The sequence below is a fragment of the Pseudomonas ekonensis genome (assembly GCF_019145435.1).
Classification (GTDB): domain Bacteria; phylum Pseudomonadota; class Gammaproteobacteria; order Pseudomonadales; family Pseudomonadaceae; genus Aquipseudomonas; species Aquipseudomonas ekonensis.
On sequence record NZ_JAHSTS010000002.1, the window covers coordinates 226263 to 243827 of the forward strand.

Annotated in this window: 12 protein-coding genes; 6 read left to right on the forward strand and 6 right to left on the reverse strand. The window is 61.9% G+C overall.

All coding sequences use genetic code 11. The features are described 5' to 3' along the window. Positions 1 to 107 precede the first annotated feature (107 nt). The 5 genes from KVG96_RS13995 to KVG96_RS14015 all read left to right on the forward strand — a co-directional run bounded on the left by KVG96_RS13995 (position 108) and on the right by KVG96_RS14015 (position 9260). Complete coding sequence (locus KVG96_RS13995) at positions 108 to 2150, forward strand: type VI secretion system Vgr family protein (RefSeq protein ID WP_217892680.1); 2043 nt, start codon at positions 108 to 110, stop codon at positions 2148 to 2150. After that, the gene (locus tag KVG96_RS14000) at positions 2140 to 2883 is read left to right on the forward strand and encodes a DUF4123 domain-containing protein (protein ID WP_217892681.1); all 744 of its coding nucleotides are present in this window, start codon (positions 2140 to 2142) and stop codon (positions 2881 to 2883) included. The genes KVG96_RS13995 and KVG96_RS14000 overlap by 11 nt, the downstream gene beginning before the upstream one ends. Then, a complete protein-coding gene (locus KVG96_RS14005; protein WP_225927407.1) occupies positions 2880 to 7649 on the forward strand; it encodes an RHS repeat-associated core domain-containing protein in 4770 nt (1589 codons plus the stop codon). Before KVG96_RS14000 ends, KVG96_RS14005 begins: the two co-directional genes overlap by 4 nt. Beyond that, positions 7649 to 8080, forward strand: a complete 432-nt coding sequence (locus KVG96_RS14010) for a hypothetical protein (RefSeq protein WP_217892682.1) — start codon at positions 7649 to 7651, stop codon at positions 8078 to 8080. The genes KVG96_RS14005 and KVG96_RS14010 overlap by 1 nt, the downstream gene beginning before the upstream one ends. Positions 8081 to 8234: 154 nt before the next feature. Further along, positions 8235 to 9260, forward strand: a complete 1026-nt coding sequence (locus KVG96_RS14015) for a hypothetical protein (RefSeq protein WP_217892683.1) — start codon at positions 8235 to 8237, stop codon at positions 9258 to 9260. A gap of 55 nt (positions 9261 to 9315) precedes the next feature. Here the strand turns inward: KVG96_RS14015 and KVG96_RS14020 are convergent, their stop codons facing one another. Both KVG96_RS14020 and KVG96_RS14025 read right to left on the reverse strand, forming a co-directional pair. Then, positions 9316 to 10290: a tetratricopeptide repeat protein gene (locus KVG96_RS14020; RefSeq protein WP_217892684.1), complete on the reverse strand. Its 975-nt coding sequence runs from the start codon at positions 10288 to 10290 to the stop codon at positions 9316 to 9318. A 52-nt stretch (positions 10291 to 10342) separates the two neighbouring features. Beyond that, on the reverse strand, positions 10343 to 11158 hold the full coding sequence (locus KVG96_RS14025; RefSeq protein WP_217892685.1) for a VanW family protein: 816 nt from the start codon (positions 11156 to 11158) through the stop codon (positions 10343 to 10345). Between the two features lie 231 nt (positions 11159 to 11389). Between KVG96_RS14025 and KVG96_RS14030 the strand changes: the two genes are divergently transcribed. Next, positions 11390 to 12211, forward strand: coding sequence for a glycosyltransferase (locus tag KVG96_RS14030; RefSeq protein ID WP_217892686.1), 822 nt, complete (start codon positions 11390 to 11392; stop codon positions 12209 to 12211). Between the two features lie 331 nt (positions 12212 to 12542). Here KVG96_RS14030 and KVG96_RS14035 read toward each other — a convergent pair whose 3' ends face one another. From KVG96_RS14035 to KVG96_RS14050, 4 genes are all read right to left on the reverse strand, one after another. Beyond that, on the reverse strand, positions 12543 to 13127 hold the full coding sequence (locus tag KVG96_RS14035) for a hypothetical protein (protein WP_217892687.1): 585 nt from the start codon (positions 13125 to 13127) through the stop codon (positions 12543 to 12545). 149 nt (positions 13128 to 13276) lie between these two features. Then, positions 13277 to 14347 (reverse strand): lipocalin-like domain-containing protein, encoded by a 1071-nt coding sequence (locus KVG96_RS14040; protein WP_217892688.1) that lies wholly within the window; start codon positions 14345 to 14347, stop codon positions 13277 to 13279. Continuing rightward, positions 14337 to 16808 (reverse strand): FtsX-like permease family protein, encoded by a 2472-nt coding sequence (locus tag KVG96_RS14045; RefSeq protein WP_217892689.1) that lies wholly within the window; start codon positions 16806 to 16808, stop codon positions 14337 to 14339. The genes KVG96_RS14040 and KVG96_RS14045 overlap by 11 nt, the downstream gene beginning before the upstream one ends. Continuing rightward, positions 16805 to 17458 (reverse strand): ABC transporter ATP-binding protein, encoded by a 654-nt coding sequence (locus KVG96_RS14050; protein WP_217892690.1) that lies wholly within the window; start codon positions 17456 to 17458, stop codon positions 16805 to 16807. The genes KVG96_RS14045 and KVG96_RS14050 overlap by 4 nt, the downstream gene beginning before the upstream one ends. Between the last annotated feature and the right edge of the window lie 107 nt (positions 17459 to 17565).

A 17565-nucleotide genomic window follows, 5' to 3' on the forward strand; every position in this document is an offset into this window, starting at 1 on the left:
ATCGACCAGCCCTGCTGGTCGATGTTGTTTACGCACCTCCAGAATTTCGCGTGCGCAGGACCGCTTGGCGGCACCGGCGGACGCCGCTGCAGCACGAGGAACAAGGGATGTTCGCGCCGGCCAACGAAACACATTTTGCCCTGACCATCGAAGGCCTTTCCGCCGACTTCCAGGTATTCACCCTGCAAGGCCGCGAAGCCGTCAGCGAGCCGTACGCCTTCCAGGTGGAACTGGTCAGTGAGCAGCCGTCGCTGGGCCTCGAGACCCTGCTGCACAAACCGGCCTTCCTGCAGCTGTCGCCCGACGGCAGCGGCATCCACGGCCTGATCTACCGCGCCGCGCAAGGCGACTCCGGCAAGCGCCTGACCCGCTACTCCGTGACCCTGCGCCCGCAACTGGCCTACCTCGCGCACCGGGTCAACCAGCGCATCTTCCAGAACCTCAGCGTGCCGAAGATCATCGGCAAGGTGCTGGAGGAACACGGCATCCAGGCCAACGCCTACGCCTTCAAGACCGGCTCGGTCTATCCCGAGCGGATCTACTGCGTGCAGTACGACGAGTCGGACCTGCACTTCATCCAGCGCCTGTGCGAAGAGGAAGGCATCCACTTCCACTTCCAGCACAGCGCCACGGCCCACAAGCTGGTGTTCGGCGATGACCAGACGGTGTTCCCGAAACTGGCGCCCGTGGCCTACCAGCAAGACTCCGGCATGGTCGCCAGCGACCCGGTGATCAAGCGCTTCGACCTGCGCCTGGAAACCCGCACCAGCCGCACCACCCGCCGCGACTACGACTTCGAGAAGCCGCGCCTGACCCTCGAGAGCGAGAACCGCGGCGACGCCCTGCCCGACCTCGAGGACTACGACTACCCGGGCCGCTTCATCGACCGCGAGCGCGGCAAGCACCTGGCCAAGCGTGCCCTCGAGCGCCACCGCAGCGACTTCCGCCTCGCCGAAGGCCGCAGCGACCAGCCACGCCTGGTCAGCGGCCACTTCCTGGCCCTGACGGCGCACCCCAAGGCGCAGTGGAACGACCTCTGGCTGCTCACCGAAATCCTCCACGAAGGCAAGCAGCCGCAGGTGCTGGAAGAGTCGGTGACCAGCGACACCACGGCGCTCAAGGACGACTTCCACCAGGGCTACCGCAACCGCTTCCAGGCCACCCCGTGGGACGTGCCCAACCGCCCGCCCCTGCGCCACCCGAAACCGCGCATCCTCGGCAGCCAGAGCGCCGTGGTCACCGGCCCCAAGGGCGAAGAGATCCACTGCGACCAGTACGGCCGCGTCAAGGTGCAGTTCCACTGGGACCGCGAAGGCCAGGCCGACGACAAGACCACCTGCTGGCTGCGCGTCTCCTCGGCCTGGGCCGGCGCCCAGTACGGCGGCATCGCCATCCCGCGCATCGGCATGGAGGTGCTGGTCACCTTCCTTGAAGGCGACCCCGACCAGCCCTTGGTCAGCGGCTGCCTGTACCACAAGGAAAACACCGTCCCCTACGCCCTGCCGGCCAACAAGACCCGCAGCACCTTCAAGACCCTCAGTTCCCTGGGCGGAGGCGGCTTCAACGAGCTGCGCATCGAGGACAAGAAAGGCCAGGAGCAGATCTTCCTGCACGCCCAGCGCGACTGGGACGAGAACGTCGAGCACGACCAGAAGATCCGCGTCGGCAACGAGCGCCACGACACCGTCGAAAAGAACAGCTACAGCGAGTTCAAGGCCGAGGAGCACCACACCGTCTACCAGGACCGCAAGGTCGAGGCCCGGGCCAACGATCACCTGACCGTGGGCGTCAACCAGCACATCAAGATCGGCACCGGCCAGTTCATCGACGCCGGCCAGGAGATCCACCTGAGCAGCGGCCTGAAGGTCGTGCTCGAGGCCGGCAGCGAACTGACCCTGGTCGGCGGCGGCAGCTTCGTCAAGATCGACGGCGGCGGCGTGACCCTGAGCGGCCCGGCGATCAACGTCAACTCCGGCGGCGGCCCGGGCAGCGGCACCGGCGCCGCCCCGCTGATGCCCGGCGCGCTGAAACAGGCCGACGCCGACAAGGCCGGCGCCGTGCTCACCCCGGCGCAGGTCAACACCCTCAAACGCAACGCGCCGTTCTGCGAAGAATGCGAAAAATGCAAGGCAGGTGCCTGTGCCATCTGATCGACTGACACCCCGCGACTGGCTGACCCGCCAGCCCCTGCAGACCGGCGAACGCCTGTACCTGGTCATCAGCGCCGCCAGCAACGCCGACGGCCTGAAAACCCTGTACATGAGCGAACCCGCCACCCAGCTCGTGCCGATCTGGAACGACACCCCCTACGCCAGCTGGAAACCGGTGATGCCCTACGTCACCGAACTCAAGCCCGACTCCGCGTTCCTGCCCTGGATCGCCGACACCGACGCCCTCGACTGGGGCTGGCTGGCCGTCTCCCGCAGCGAACCCGACGAAGTCTTCGAACACCTGCGCAGCCTCACCCAAGTGAAGATGCCGGACGGGACCGAGGTGTTCTTCCGCTTTTGGGACGGCCGGCACATCCACCCGATCCTCAAAGGGCTGGGCGAAGCGGCCGGGGAACTGCTGCCGGTGTTCGAACGCTACCTGATCAACGGGCAAAGCCTGGAGGTCGGGCCGCGGGTGGTGAGGAAGGCGAAGGACTGGCCGTGGTGGGAGGTGCCGAAGGGGTTGTTGGATGGGCTGATGGCCGAGAACCCGTCGACCGTCATCGGCAACATGATGCAGTGGCTGCTGGATGAGCATGCCGACCTGTACTTCTCGTTCCCCGAGTCGAACCTGCAAAAGAAAGTGGCGCGCTTCGTAAAGCGAACGCCGCTCACGGAAGAAAATTTTACTGGGTTGTTGAAGGCCCATTTGGAAAGTGAGGTGGCGGTATGAGCGTGTTGATGGGTGGAATTGTTGGCGGCCTCAACGCAAAACAACCTGATGCTCAAGCCATCATCAATGACTTCAAGAAGTGCCTGAAGGATTACCGCGAGCATGCCGAAGCCTGGTACGGCGGCATTCTGGATGCGGAGCAGCAATTCAAGGTCGGGGACGAAGTCAGCACGGCGGACAAGGACAGCAAAAAGGAAAACACCCTTTATGCCAACTGCCCCGCGAATGGCAAGCTCGTGCTTGTGCACAGTTTCGAATCCGCTCGTTTTGTACCGATCGGCAATACGCCAGTGCGCTTGACCCCTGTGGTCGATGGTCGCTTCATCGGCAAGAATGAAGTCGGGCCGGCGATCAACAAGACCATCGACGCAACCGGAATCCTCGAAGTCTCCGGACTCACGCCCAACCAGCAATACAAAATCACCTTTTTCCCTAATCCTACGCCTGCCCAGATCGACAGCCTGTTCAACTCCTATCAGGGCGTGATCGGCGAACTCGGAGGCTGGCTGCAGACGGAGTGGAGCACCAGTTTCCTGCCGCTCTGGCAGGCGCATACCAATGCATCGATGGGTGGACGTGTCCTGCAAGAGCTGGAGGCTGCGTGGGAGGGTTTCCTGAAAGCGATCATGGGCTTGTGGGGCGATATCACGAGCCTTTACGACCTGGTCGCGCACCCTCGCGAGAACTACGAAAAACTGAAAAACTTCTTCACCGAAGAACAGATCAAGAAAATTTATGATGCCTCTGCCGAGGCTATTCAAACTGCCCTGCTGATCGCCAGCGATGAGCCACTGATGTGGATTTACGTCGCAGCCATCGTGGCCTGGGTGAGAATGCTGCCGCCACAGACCTGCACTGAAGTTCTGGCCCAGATGAGCACAGAGTTCCTGCTGAACATTCTGGTCGGTATCGTCCTGACCGGCGGTCTCGGTCTGGCAGTACGTGTGGGCACAAAAGTCATCAAGGGCGTCCAAAGCAGCGGCAAAGTCGTGAAGTTGATTGAAGACTTCACTGGCATGCTGATGAAGGTGAGCAAGTCCAAAGCGGCACCACATGCCGAGACATCGAAGCCTTTGCTGCTCAATGGCGATTCAAAGTTCAACCCGGCGCGTAAAGCCGACATCAAGATTGCGGATCCCAAACCTGCTGAAACCGCGACACCGCCGAAGCAGTGGCATCCTGTCGAAGGGAAAGTTAAGTCCGATGCGCAGGTGCAGACCCGCAGAAAAAATGAACCAACTTCCCAGATCGAACAAGTAGAACACGTCGACAATGCTCCCCAGCAGTCGAAAAACCCGGCTGATCAACCGTCCAAATGCGTCAATGAGACGTGCGCCAAAGACGACCCTATTTCAATGGTGACGGGTGAGGAATTGCTCACGCTCACCGACGGCGAGCTGGGTGGTCTGCTGCCTCTGGAATGGACGCGCCTGTACCGCAGCAGTGCCGTCGAGATTGACAGTCGACTCGGACATGGCTGGAGCCACTCGCTGTCTCATCGTTTGCAAATCGACGACGAAGGTGTCCTTTGGACAGATAACGAAAACCGTCAGACCCGGTTTCCGATGCCGACCGAACAACGGCCGGCCATCACCAACAGCTTGGCTCAAGCGGCAATTTACCTCGGCGATGCACCTGGCGAATTGATCCTGACACAGGCAGGCCCCAAAGCACGCTTCTACCATTTCCGTGCCGGGCGATTGTCAACTGTAAGTGATGCCTATGAAAACCGCCTGCACCTCAGCTATGACTTTGTCGATCGCATCCAACGCATCGATAACGGTGCTGGGCGATCTTTGCTGCTTCGCTATGACGATCGTCACATTGTGGCCGTGGATCACCAACAGCAGCGCGCCGAATACAACGAGCGCGGTGAACGCCAGGATCCTTGGCTAACCATTCAGACGTTAGTCACCTACCGCTACAACGCTCGCAATCAACTCGTATCGGCGATCAACGCCGTGGGCGAAGCCGAGCATTACCGCTACAACGACCAACACGTCATTGTGGAGCGGCAATTAGCCGGTGGCGCCAGTTTTTATTGGGAATGGGAACGTGAAGGTAAGCTTTCGCGATGCGTCCGTCATTGGGCCAACTATTCACAATTGGAAGCACGCTACGAATGGGACGATAAGGGCTCAGTCACCGCCTACAACTCAGACGGCAGCGAGCAGGTCTATGTGCATGATGAGAATGCACGGCTGCTCAGCGAGACAGCTCCCGATGGCGGTGAAACGCGAAATGCGTACGACGATCATGGACGTCTGATCGCCGTTAAAGATCCGATGGGCGCGATCACTGAATACCAGTACAACGACTCGGGGCGTTTGAAGGCGGTCATCCCGCCGGAAGGTGTTCCTACCCGTTACAACTATTTCAACGGCCAACTCGTTGATGTTCGGCGAGGCAAGGCCCGCTGGAAATACGAACGCAACCGTCAGGGTGATATCACCCAGCAAACCGATCCCGACGGCAATGAAACCCACTACAGCTACAACCACAAGGGTCAACTGACAGAAATTCGCCACCCGGACGGCAGCCGCCATCAGTTGGGCTGGAACAACCTCGGCCAACTGCTGGAAGAGCGCCTGCCCGACGGCGGGCAATGCAAGTACCGCTACGACGCGCTAGGCCGGCAGATCACCCGCCAAGATGAATTTGGCGCTATCACTCAGTATCAGTGGGATGCCGTTGATCGCCTGACCCAAGTCACCTTGCCTGGCGGTGCTACCCGCGCGTTCAGCTATAACCCTTACGGCCGCGTCACCGCAGAACGTGACGAACTCGGTCGCATCACCCGCTACGAGTACGCCGACAACCTTCACCTGGTCAGCCGCCGTATCAACCCGGACGGCAGCCAACTGCGCTACCGCTACGACAATGCCGGTCTGTTGCTCACCGACATCGAAAACGAACGCGGCGAGCACTACCACCTCGACTACTACAGCAACGGCCTGATCCAGCAGGAAACCGGCTTCGACGGCCGCCGCACCGCCTACGAATACGACCTCAACGGCCAACTGCTGAAGAAGACCGAGTTCGGCGACGACGCCAGCGAACTGGTGACCGAGTACCAGCGCGACGCCGCCGGCCGCCTGCTGGTGAAGACCCTGCCCGACGGCGCGGAAGTCCACTACAGCTACGACGCCCTCGGCCGCCTGGTCAACGTCGACGACGGCCACTGGCCCCTCGCGTATGAGTACGACCTGCAGGATCGGCTGACTACCGAGCACCAGGGCTGGGGCACCACGCGCTACGAGTACGACAGCGTCGGCCAACTCAAGCATTGCCGCCTCCCCGACGGCAGCACGCTCGACTACCGCCACCTGCCCGGCGGCCAGCTCAGCGGCATCGACCTCAACGGCTCGCGCCTCACCAGTCACCAGTTCAGCGCCGGCCGCGAACAGCAACGCCAGCAAGGCCTGCTGCTCAGCCAATACCAATACGATGAACAAGGGCGGCTGCAGGCCCACAGCGTCAGCCAGCGCGACAAGAACCTGTTCCAGCGCCGCTACGCCTACGACGCCAACGGCAACCTCGCCGGCATCGACGACAGCCGCAAGGGCAACCGCAGCTTCCACTACGACCCACTCGACCGCCTCATCAGCGTGCGCGGCGCCACCCCGGAAAGCTTCGCCCACGACCCCGCCGGCAACCTCCTCGGCCAGAACGACCTGCCCGTCGCCAACCTGGCCAACGTCAAGGGCAACCGCCTGCTGATGCAGGGCGACCGCCACTACGACTACGACGCCCACGGCAACCTGATCCGCGAACGCCGCGGCGCCGGCCAGAAGCTCGTCACCGAGTACCGCTACGACGCCCAGCACCGCCTGGTCGGCGTCATCCTGCCCGGCGGCGGCACCGCCAGCTACAAATACGACGCCTTCGGCCGCCGCATCGAGAAGACCGTCGACGGCCACACCACCGAGTTCCTCTGGCAAGGCGAACGCCTGATCGCCGAAAGCGCCGACAACCGCTACCGCAGCTACATCTACGAACCGGGCACCTTCCGCCCGCTCGCGATGCTCGACGGCGAAGGCCCGCGCCGGGCCACGCCGTTCTACTACCAGCTCGACCACCTCGGCACCCCGCAGGAACTCACCGACTACAGCGGCGAGATCATGTGGTCGGCCAAGTACCGCGCCTACGGCAACCTCGCCGCCCTCGACGTGGCGGAAATCGACAACCCGCTGCGCTTCCAGGGCCAGTACTTCGACGCGGAGACAGGCCTACACTACAACCGCCATCGCTACTACAATCCGGGGACTGGACGGTTTTTGACACCGGACCCGATCAAGCTGGCGGGTGGGTTGAACAACTACCAGTACGTGCCTAACCCTACGGGGTGGGTGGATCCGTTGGGGTTGAATGGGTGTCCCGGTGCTGGTGATGGAAAACCAACAAAACCTTCGGAACCCCCATCAGCTAAAGCAACTGTAAATGAAGGATCTCCACCACCACCTACTCCCCCCCAAAAGGATAAGTGGAGCCGAGAGCCTAAGAGCATTCAGGATCAGATGACACTCAATGCGGCAAAGGAAGGACATGGCGTAATGATTATTGAGGGGCTCAACGACCCAAATTTCAAAGGAATGGACAAGTGGGAGTTGAAGGTAAAGTCCAAGAACGGAAATGACTCCGTGGTTCACTATGTCCGCGACCCAGAGACCGGCAACCTAATGGACTTCAAATTTAAAAAACACAGCACTGACGATATAAAACCTTGGGGTAACGACCCATCAGTACCACCTGGAGTTTTTGAATAATGAAAGTACTTTGCAAATTCAACAACATAAACCAGACAACATCAGAAACAGCTTTGAGGCTCAAAAAATACGTCTCAATGCCTGATGGAGAGCTAGATCTCGAAACAGGGAAGGAATACATTGTTTACGGTATAGAATTCCGAGACAACTACCCCTGGCTTTACATATGCTCGGAAGAAAGCGACGAGTATCCGAGACTTTTTTCGGCTGAACTTTTCGACATAGTCGATCCGACTTTATCAAGCTACTGGAGCCTTAGTCTCCCAGACACTGATAACAGGCAAAAAAGCAAGTTAGTCTTTAACGAATGGGCCACAAACCCAATCTTCTACGAACACCTTGTTGACGGCGACGAGTGGGCAGCATCAACATTCTCAAAATATAAAGCGCTAATTAACGAAGAGCAGCAGAAAGCACCAAGCAAGCACTAAAACTCGCCAACCAACCAAAAGAATAGTTACTTAGCTATTTCTCTGTCCACCTTTCACTGGCGTCCCCACGAAACAACTCAACGATCTTTCTCCACTTCCCCCGTCATCCAAACAAGCTTCTCTCTGAATCCGGAATCCCTCAAAGGACTGTCTCTTGCCCAACCTGACACGCCCCCTAACCCTCACCCTCGCACTGTTCCTCTCTCTCAACGCCTCCGCACTCTCACTGCACTCCGAACAACGCTCTGACGGCACCACGGCATTGTTGCTCACGAATGCCCCTGCCCCGGCCGGCACACCAAACCTCAACGAGGATCCGGCCATTCGATCGGTGTTGGTCGACTTCCTTGGTTATGCAACCGGCAGCTATACCAATCACAAGACCATGATCGTGCAACAGGTGCTCGAAGCCCTGGATTCGGAGTATTCAGCCATTGAAGAGGGGCTGCCGCCGGGCCGTTCGATGATCACGGCCATGAACGACGGCAACAATGGTCGTGATCGCGCTGCGTTGCTGCTGAATGAAAAGGGGCAACTTATGGCCCTCGGCCTGGTGAACGGCCATTGCACCGTCAAATCCAGTGAGGAACCGGTGACCTGCAACGACCTGCCTGACACCGTGCTGACGGTTTTCCAGCCTAAAGGCGCCAACAAGTCGGACGCTGCACCGCTGATCGCTTGGAGCAAGCAGTTGCCGCGTCTGCTGGCAATCCGGGCCGAAAGCGACGATCCCGAGACGCGTGCCGCTGCGCAGAAGATCGCAACGGTCGAGTATGTTTCCACCGACCCGGAAAAAGGCGCCTGGAGCGCCGCGCAACTGCCCTCCGACTTTCCCAAGGCAATGCTTCCGATGCTTCCGAAGCGCGCTCACTTGATCGGCGCCGGCGCACACGGTGAGTTCACCACACCGGGCATGGAAGGCACGCCGATGGACGGTGACTGGGATAAGATGGCTGGCCGGCCTCGGCATGAGTTTGAGGTGATTCTGCGCACCTATTCCGACTATGCCGATGTCCTGGACTTCTATAAGCAACAGGCCAAAGACGCGCAGATCAGCGGCAACGAGAGGAAAGCCTTGGTCGAAGGCTACATCGGCGGCGGCACTTACAAAGTCGAGATCCGCAATCGAGAAGCGGAAGGAACTGTCATCACCTTGTCTGCCTGGAAACAAGAAGTCTGAATTGAGTACCGATGCAGGGGCGAGAACTGCCTCGCCCCTGCATGCAGGCTTGGCCTCAAAGGTTATTTAACGCCTCTTCAGCCCCCGGTGCCGAGCGCTCATACGCCTTCAGCATCCAGAACTTGGCCTTGGACTTACTCTTGGGTAATCCACCCCGCCCTTGCGCGTACATGCTCCCCAATGCCAATTGCGCTTTGCCGAAGTTGGCATCGGCCGACTTGCGATAGAGCTTGGCTGCTTCACGCTCATTGCGCTTCGTTCCGGTTCCTTGCTCAAGCATTCGCGCCATTTCGTACTGGGCGTACTCGTTTCCTTGTGCGGCAGACTTGCCGTACCACTCAAAGGCACCGGCTTCATCCTTTTCAACACCCCGTCCCGCGGCCAGCACCTCGGCAAAGTCGAACTGCCCAGAGTCATTCCCTGTCTCGGCGTACTTGCGAAGCCACTTGGCAGCGACGACATCATCCTGAGGAACCTCCGTTCCGCTTTGGTAAATCGCCCCCAACAACATGTATGCCGAGGGGTATCCGCTCTCCGCCGCCTGGTGGTAATACGCCAGAGCCTTGTCCATATCCTTGAGGTTCTTTATCGATCGGCCGCCCCGATGGTAAATCTGCGCCAGATTGAATTGGGCTTTCGCATTGCCTTGCTCCGCAGCCTTGAGATACCAGACAACTGCTGCGTCCTCACCTTCCACGCTCCAGTCCGAGCTCAGTTCGCGGCCCAGTTCAACCTGTGCTTGCGCAATGCCTTGTTCGGCGGGTTTACGGAACCACTGCTCGGGCATTCCCGGCGACCACCGTTCAACGACTTCGCATAAGTCTTCCTGAATGGCTTTGCCGAACTCCAGTTGCGCATTCAGATCGCCCTTGACGGCTTGTTCATGCAAACGCTCCGAGTGAGGCAGGCATTCGCCCTTTTTCATTGCATCGTAAAGTTCACGCGGCTCCTGCGCCCACAGACTGGAAGAGACGAACAATGTGAAAAGCGTAGTGCCAACCACACTGAAAGCTTTGAAACTACGGTTCATTGATACTCCCTGTACATCGGTCAAATTCCATCAAACAAAACAACAAATACGGCTAGCTCACCTCAAACACCTCCCCCTCCACCGAATACTTCACCACCACCCGATTCCGATAAAGCCGCTCCCTCTCCACCAACGCCCCCACCTGCCCCTTCTCCCTCACTTCCCGCCAGATCTCGTTCTCACGAAACACCCGCCCCCCCTCGCGCACAAACCGGTGCCCACGCTCAAACACGTGATACCGGTACGCCCGTTCCCGGTCGCACAGCAACTCCCCTTCCAATTGCTGTTCCCCCACGTTCAGCTTCAGCTGAAAGTGCTGGTCCGTGGGGTTGTGCAGCACCAGGTCGATGTAGTTGTAGAAAATGGCGGCGCCGGAGCCGAAGGGCAGGATGCGGCCGTCGTCCGGGAAGGGGTCGAAGCTGTGGTTGGCGCGTTCGGTGACCACCAGGGGTGAATGGATGGCCATCCAGTGGATCAGGTTGCTGAGTTGGCAGATGCCGCCCCCGACGCCTTGGCGGGCTTCGCCGAAGGACAGTTCCATGCCTTCGACGTAGCCACGCCGGCGGGTCGGGCGGCCGACCAGGCGGCAGAAGGAGAAGTGTTCGCCGGGGGCGATGACGGTGCCGTCGATGGACGCGACCGCCAGTTTCAGGTTGATGACTTTGTTGTGCTGCAGGGCAAGGTCCGAGTCGCCGAGTTTGCGGATCAGTTTCGAGGTGTGCTTGAGGTAGCGGAACGGCAGGCGTTCGGCGGTGCGCCGCTGCGCGTAGCGGCGGCTGGAGCAGTGCCAGGCGATGTGGCGGAACAGCCGTTTTTGCCACACCCGCAGCCAGTACAGGACGGGATGGTAGAGGGACAGTGGTTTCATCCGTGACTCAACGGCGCGGGCCGTTTTCTTCCTTGAGTTGAAATGGGGCGGCGCATCTTAACGCACCGCCCTGCCCGGCCGCCAAACGCCGTGACATCTCCGGCACCCGCCCGCGCCGCAAAATTAAGTTTGAACTAAGGTTGCCCCGCTACCTTGCGCTCCAGATAGCGGCGCCCAAGCACGAATCGGCCGTCGCCCACCCTGCCATTGCCTTTCAAATGGGTCGTCATGATGAGCGCGTTGGATTTGCCCGCCGGTCAGCAACCGGACTTCAGCCTTGTACTGGTGAACTACAAGACCCCGGACATCACCCGGATGTGCCTGGAGCTTTTGCGCCAGCACGTCGTTGAACATCGGATTCCGGTGTGGGTGGTCGATAACGATTCGGCGGACGAAAGCCTCGATTACTTGCGCTCGCTCGACTGGATCAACTTGATCGAACGCCCCGCCGTGCCGTCGGAGCCGGGCCATATCGCCCATGGCAAAGCGCTTGATCTCGCCTTGGCGCAAGTGCAGACCGACTATCTGTTCCTGTTGCACACCGACACTTTCGTCTACGACCCCGCCATCTTCCCGTTGATGATGCGCGAGTGCACCAAGTTGCCGGACATGGCGGCGGTGGGTTGCGTCGAGCAGATCGACCGCGGTGCGCTCAGGGATGCGTGGCGCCTATCGTCGCGTTACTTCAAGCATTACTTGCGCCGGGCCAAACAACGCATCGGTTTGCCTTCCAGAGAACCCAAGCCATACCGGGAAACTCACTTGAAGAGTTTCTGCACCTTGTGGAATGCGCGTTTGATCAAAGCCAACGCCTTGCACTTCTCGATGGATGACCGGGTGCCCGGATATACCCTGCAAGACCGCATGGTCGGCTTGGGATACGGCGTGAAGTTTCTGTCGCCGCGCACGGTCTTCCGCTATCTGGATCATATCCAGGCCGGCACGGTGGCGGCTTCGGGCCGCTACGGCAACGGCCACCGGCGCACCAGGATGTATCACAGCGCACTCAGTCGATTTGAGTTGCGGCAAGGCCTGGGAACAGCCAAAAGTTGAGGCCAACAAAAAAGGGCGACTGTTCAGTCGCCCTTTTTTGTATGCAAAATTCCTGACGGTCAATCCCGGTCGAGGTGTTCGCCCAGTGTAATGGCCTGGCAATCCATGCACCGGTAAAGAGCCCTGACACTGGGCGAACGGGAAGGATTTTAATTGAATTTGGCGGATATGTCGTGCTGATTGAACATGAATTTTATGTACGAAAAAGTTAATAGAGTTCAATCGTCGATATTTCCCGGCAAACTTGCCTGACTCACCGGTTGGAACATTTTCATATGACTGTTCTCATACCATTACTTGTACAAGAACAGTCATCTTGTAGAGTCAATACTCAACTTTCATGTTCAGTGGTCACTTTTAATACATCGGTGTAAGTGACCACGACGCTTTGCCCGACTTTGAGGTTCTTAAGTTTGGCCCGGATCTCAGGCTTTTCGACGCTGAGGGTTTTCGACTGGCCGGACGGGTTCTCCAGGGTGACCTGATTTTTCGCCAAATCAATTTTGGTGATTTTCAGCTCCACCTGCACCTGCCGGAACGCCTCGCCGCCGGGGTTGGGGGTGCCCGGTGCGTTGCGCAGTTCGCCGGTGCGCTCGGTGGCGCCAGGCAGACCTTTATCCACGTCGGTGTCCAGATAAGCGGCGACGGAATGGGTGACTTCGAGGTTCACCTGATCGCCGACCTTGAGGTTGCCGAGGTTTTTCGCGTTGTCGCTGAGCTGGATGTGGACCTCGCGGCCTTCGGCGCCTTCCAGGACCACCTGATGCTTGGCCGCATCGACCGCCAGCACTTTGGTGGTGACCTGATCGGCCTCGACCGCAGCGGACAGCGGGATGTCGGCGGCGTGCGCCGTCAGGCCGGCGGTGGACAGGACGGCAGCGAGGGTGATGGCTTGGGTGAGTGCGTGGAGCTTCATAGGCGGTACGTTCCCTGTGATGGATGGCAGCGCCCGGCATCGGGCGTGCGGTTGAGCATAGACGCTGCCCCTGCCGGCGCCATCGCCAGCAGGCTGGCGTCCACAGGTTCCGGGTCGTTCGCCAATGTGGCGTTCTCTCTTGCGCGGCCTCAATACCCGGTCATTTCGAGATAGCCCTGCCCGCCATGGCTGCCGCTCAGGCGCACCGGGCCTTCCCAGTACGGAATGCGCAGATTCATCCAGGCGTTGGGATTGAGGGCGTCGAGTGTGAGGTCGAGGCGCTTGTCGGGAATGGCCACCGACCAACGCACCGGCATCGACCGGCCGGCGACCGTCGCCGTGCCTTTGGGGATCAGGACGATCTGCGCGGCGGACAGCGTCTGCGGCTGGCCGTCGGCGCCGATCCACGTTCCGGTGAGGTACGGCGCGCCGTCCTTCTGGCGCATGCGGTACAGCATCACCTGCTCGCCGCTGTCCAGGTGCAGGGAGAACCAGTCCCAGCCGGTCTGGTCGGCGGTCAGGGGTTGGCTGCTCCATTCGCGGTCGAGCCAGGCCGGGCCGCTGACGGTGTAACGCTGGCCGTCGATCTGCACTGTGCCGTCGGCGTGGAAGAACGGCTGGCTGTAGTAGTACGACGCCTGGCCTTGCTCGGACTTGCGGCTGTAGCCGTGATCGCCCTGCAGCACCAATGGACGATCCGTGGTGAGGTGCAACCGGTAGCTGAAGGATTTGTCCTGGGCGCTGAGCTGCAGGTCGTTGAACGCATTCCCCGCTTGCCCGGCGAAACGCCACTCGTCGATCCACGCCTCGAACGGCGCCAGCCGCACCCCGGCCTGCCCGGTGCCGCCGCGGGCGTAGCGCTCGGCGGCGTGGTGGACGCCGGCGGACGTCACCGCCGCATGGCCCAGCCAGAGGGTCTGATTGGCCCAACCCGGCTGCGGCGCAGCGGCGCTCAGGGCGCTGCGGAACAAGGTCCATTGCACGCCGAATTCGTTGCCCTGCCCATCCTTGAGGTTGGCGGTGACGTACCACCATTCGATGCGGAACCCCTCGTGGGGGCCATGATCCGCCGGGAAACTGAACACTCGCCCCGGCACCACCGGCGTAAAGGCCTGCGCCTGGTTGCCCAGGCCGGCGAAACCCTTTTGCTCCGGCGCAGGCTCGCCGCAGCCGGCGAGCAGCGACAGCACAAGCACCACGGCCGCCAGATCAATTCTCATGGGCGAACGTCCTCAGCAGATCCGCCGGCTGCGTGCGGTACAACGCGTACAGCGGCCACGCCGACGCCAACAGCGTCGCCAGCAGCGCCAGCCCCGTCAATTGCAGCAACTGCAACGGAAACACCCGCAGCGGCAGACGCCAGCCGAACGCCTGCACGTTGATCACCGCATCCAGGCACCACGCCAGCCCGATGCCCAGCGGCAATGCCACCAGCAGCGTCAACACCGCCAGCAGCCAGGTCTGGCCGAGGTTGAGCAGCATCAGCCCGCGCCGTGTCACGCCCAGCGCCCACAGCGGTGCGAGCTGGCCGAGCCGGCTCTGGCTCTGGGTCAGCAGGCTGATGAACAGCGCCACCCCGGCCACCGCCAGCGTCAGGCTGTTGAGCGCCGCCGTCGCGGCGAAGGTGCGCTCGAAGACCTGCACCGACCAGCCCTTGAGCCGCGCCTGATCGACGATGCGGGAATCGTCGAGCCGGAACCGCGCCTGCAAGGCATCGAGCAACGCCGGGATCTTCGCCGGATCGATCCGCAGGTTGAAGCGGTTCGGCGTCAACTGCGGCCAGTTGCGCAGCAAGTGGGCGCTGTTGACCAGCACATGGCCCTTGGGATTGCCGTAATCGGCATAGATGCCCACCACCCTCGGCGACCACGGCCCGCCCGGCGTCGGGATCGTCAGGCGATCCCCCGGGCGCACCTTCAGCCGGCGGGCCAGTTGCTCGCTGAGCATCACCGCATCGTCCGCCGCCAGCGACGCCCAGGGATCGTCGCCCCTGGCCTCCAGCAACGGCCAATGCCGGCGGTAGTGCGGATGGTCGATCACGCCGAACACCTCTGTCGGCCAGCCTTGCAGCGTCACCGCCACCTGCCAGTTGGGCAGCACCGCCGTCACCTCCGCTCGCTGGCGCAGCCAACTGGAGAGCTCCCGGGACTGGGCCGGGTTCGCGGGGTTCAGGTACAGCTCGGCGGTCAGGCGCTGTTCAAGCCAATCGTTGAACGTTTGGCGGAACCCGGCCGTCATGCTGCCGGCGCCGATGTTCGCGGCCATGGCCAACAGCAAGGCCATGAGGGCCAGGCTCAATGCCGGCAACTGCTGCCGGCAATCGGCGACGAACCATTGGCCCAGCACCGAACGGCTGCGCGCGGATAAACCGTTGAGCAGCGCACTGAGCAACACCGGCAATGCCAACGCGGCACCGAGCAACAGACCGGCCAGCACCGCAAAGCCGCTGGCCAGGCTGTCGCCCCACAGCAACGCGCCGAGCGCCACCGCTCCGAGCACGAACGCCACCCGACCCTGACGCCGCAGCCAGCGCGCATGCTGCTGATGCCAGGCCTGGGGATCGGCCACCGCCAGCAACGGCAGACGCGCCGCCCGCAGCAGGCTGCTGGCCCCGGCCAACAGTGCGCCGAGCAGGCTCAAGCCGATCCCGCTGAGCCACCACCCGGGGCTCAGCCGCAACTGCCCGGCCACTTCCGCCCCGTACAATCCGCGCAGGCTGGCCGCTACATCCGGCAGCAACACGCTCGCCAGCCAATAGCCGCTGACCACACCCAATACCCCGCCCGCCAGCGCCAGCGCGCCCAGTTCGATGACCAGGCCGGCGATCAGCAGCCGCGCGCTGACCCCGCAGGCGCGCAGGGTACGCAGCAGCCCGCGGCGCTGCTCCAGCGCCAGGCCGATGGCGGCATGCACGATGAACAGGCCGACGACGAAAGACAGAAACCCCAACGCATCGAGGTTCAGGTGAAAGCTGTCGGTGAGCCGCGCCAGGTTGTTTTCTTCGCCGCTGCCCTTGAGCTGCAGCAGCCCCTTGAAGCCTGCCGGCAGATCGCCCTGGAAACCGGCGGGCAGCCACAGGCGGGACAATTGCTCGGGCTGATCGAGGACGGTTTGCGCGACGCCGATGTCCACCAGCAGCACGCCGGGGGCCATGTCCGTTTGAACCCGCAGCGGCGGCAAGACGCGACCGTTTTGCGCCTGTGGCGTGTCGCCTTCGCGCAGGTTCAGCGCGTGCAGGGTTTCAGGCGCGATCCAGGTACTCCCCGGCGGGCTGAAGAATTCGACGATGCGCCCGATCGGCATCGCCTGCCCCGCCACGGCGCTGTCCGCCGGCAGCGACACCGGCTCGATGCCCATCAATTGCAGGCGCTGGCTGTCGTGGCCCTTGAGGATCAGTCGGCCCTGCAGCACCGGCGACACCGGCCAACCCTGGCGGCGCAGGTCGACGAACCATTGCTGCGCAAAAGGCGCGCCGTTCGGCGAGACGAGGCTGGCCTGGGGCTCGCCGCCGATCAGCCGGCTGGCGCGGGCATAGCTGTCGCGGGCCTGGCTGTTGAGCGCCTCGACGCCGGTCAGCAACCCGGTGGCCAGCCACAGGCCGGTCAGCACGCTGAAGAACTGCACCGGGTGGCGCCGCCAATGGCTGAGCAGCGCGGCCAGCGCGTACCGCAGCACCGTCACGTCAAGCGACCGTTGGACAGCACCGCCCGCTCGGCCAGCCGGGCCGCCACGCGTGTGCTGTGGGTGACCATCAGCAAGGTGGTGGACGTGTCGTCGAGCAGCTCCAGCAGCAGGCGCAGCACTTCGTCGCTGGTGGATTCGTCGAGGCTGCCGGTGGGTTCGTCGGCCAGCAGCAGCTTCGGCTGCGCCGCCAGCGCCCGGCCCAGCGCCACCCGTTGCTGCTGGCCGCCGGACAGTTGCTCGGGATAGCGCTGGAGCAGCCCGCCCAGGCCCAGGCGCTGCACCAGATGGTTCTGCCAGCGCGGATCATGCCGCCCGGCCAGCCGCGCCTGAAACGCCAGGTTGTCTTCGATGCGCAGGCTGCCGATCAGGTTGTATTGCTGAAACACCAGGCCGATTTCCGTGCGCCGCCAGCGGGCCAGTTGCGCCTCGTTCATCTCATCGAGGCGGTGACCGCCGCTGCGGATGCGGCCGCGATCGACCTTGTCGAGGCCAGCGATCAGGTGCAGCAACGTGCTCTTGCCGCTGCCGGACTCCCCCATCAGCGCCAGGCTGGTGCCGGGCCTGAGCGACAGGTCGACGCCTTGCAGCACGGGCAACAGGCCCTGGGGCGTGGGGTAGCTTTTGAAGACGTCTTGAACTTCGAGCATGCCGGCATCCGGGCGATCCGTGTGGGGCAAGGATAGCGGATCAGGGGCTCACCAGTGCTGAAGGGGTCAACTGTGGAGAGGGAGCTTGCTCCCTCTCCACAACAGGG

Excerpts from the sequence above, each read along its gene's own strand:
- KVG96_RS13995 (WP_217892680.1), top strand. The coding sequence starts at position 108 with ATGTTCGCGCCGGCCAACGAAACACATTTTGCCCTGACCATCGAAGGC.
- KVG96_RS14005 (WP_225927407.1), top strand. The coding sequence starts at position 2,880 with ATGAGCGTGTTGATGGGTGGAATTGTTGGCGGCCTCAACGCAAAACAA.
- KVG96_RS14010 (WP_217892682.1), top strand. The coding sequence starts at position 7,649 with ATGAAAGTACTTTGCAAATTCAACAACATAAACCAGACAACATCAGAA.
- KVG96_RS14020 (WP_217892684.1), bottom strand. The coding sequence starts at position 10,290 with ATGAACCGTAGTTTCAAAGCTTTCAGTGTGGTTGGCACTACGCTTTTC.
- KVG96_RS14025 (WP_217892685.1), bottom strand. The coding sequence starts at position 11,158 with ATGAAACCACTGTCCCTCTACCATCCCGTCCTGTACTGGCTGCGGGTG.
- KVG96_RS14030 (WP_217892686.1), top strand. The coding sequence starts at position 11,390 with ATGAGCGCGTTGGATTTGCCCGCCGGTCAGCAACCGGACTTCAGCCTT.
- KVG96_RS14035 (WP_217892687.1), bottom strand. The coding sequence starts at position 13,127 with ATGAAGCTCCACGCACTCACCCAAGCCATCACCCTCGCTGCCGTCCTG.
- KVG96_RS14040 (WP_217892688.1), bottom strand. The coding sequence starts at position 14,347 with ATGAGAATTGATCTGGCGGCCGTGGTGCTTGTGCTGTCGCTGCTCGCC.
- KVG96_RS14050 (WP_217892690.1), bottom strand. The coding sequence starts at position 17,458 with ATGCTCGAAGTTCAAGACGTCTTCAAAAGCTACCCCACGCCCCAGGGC.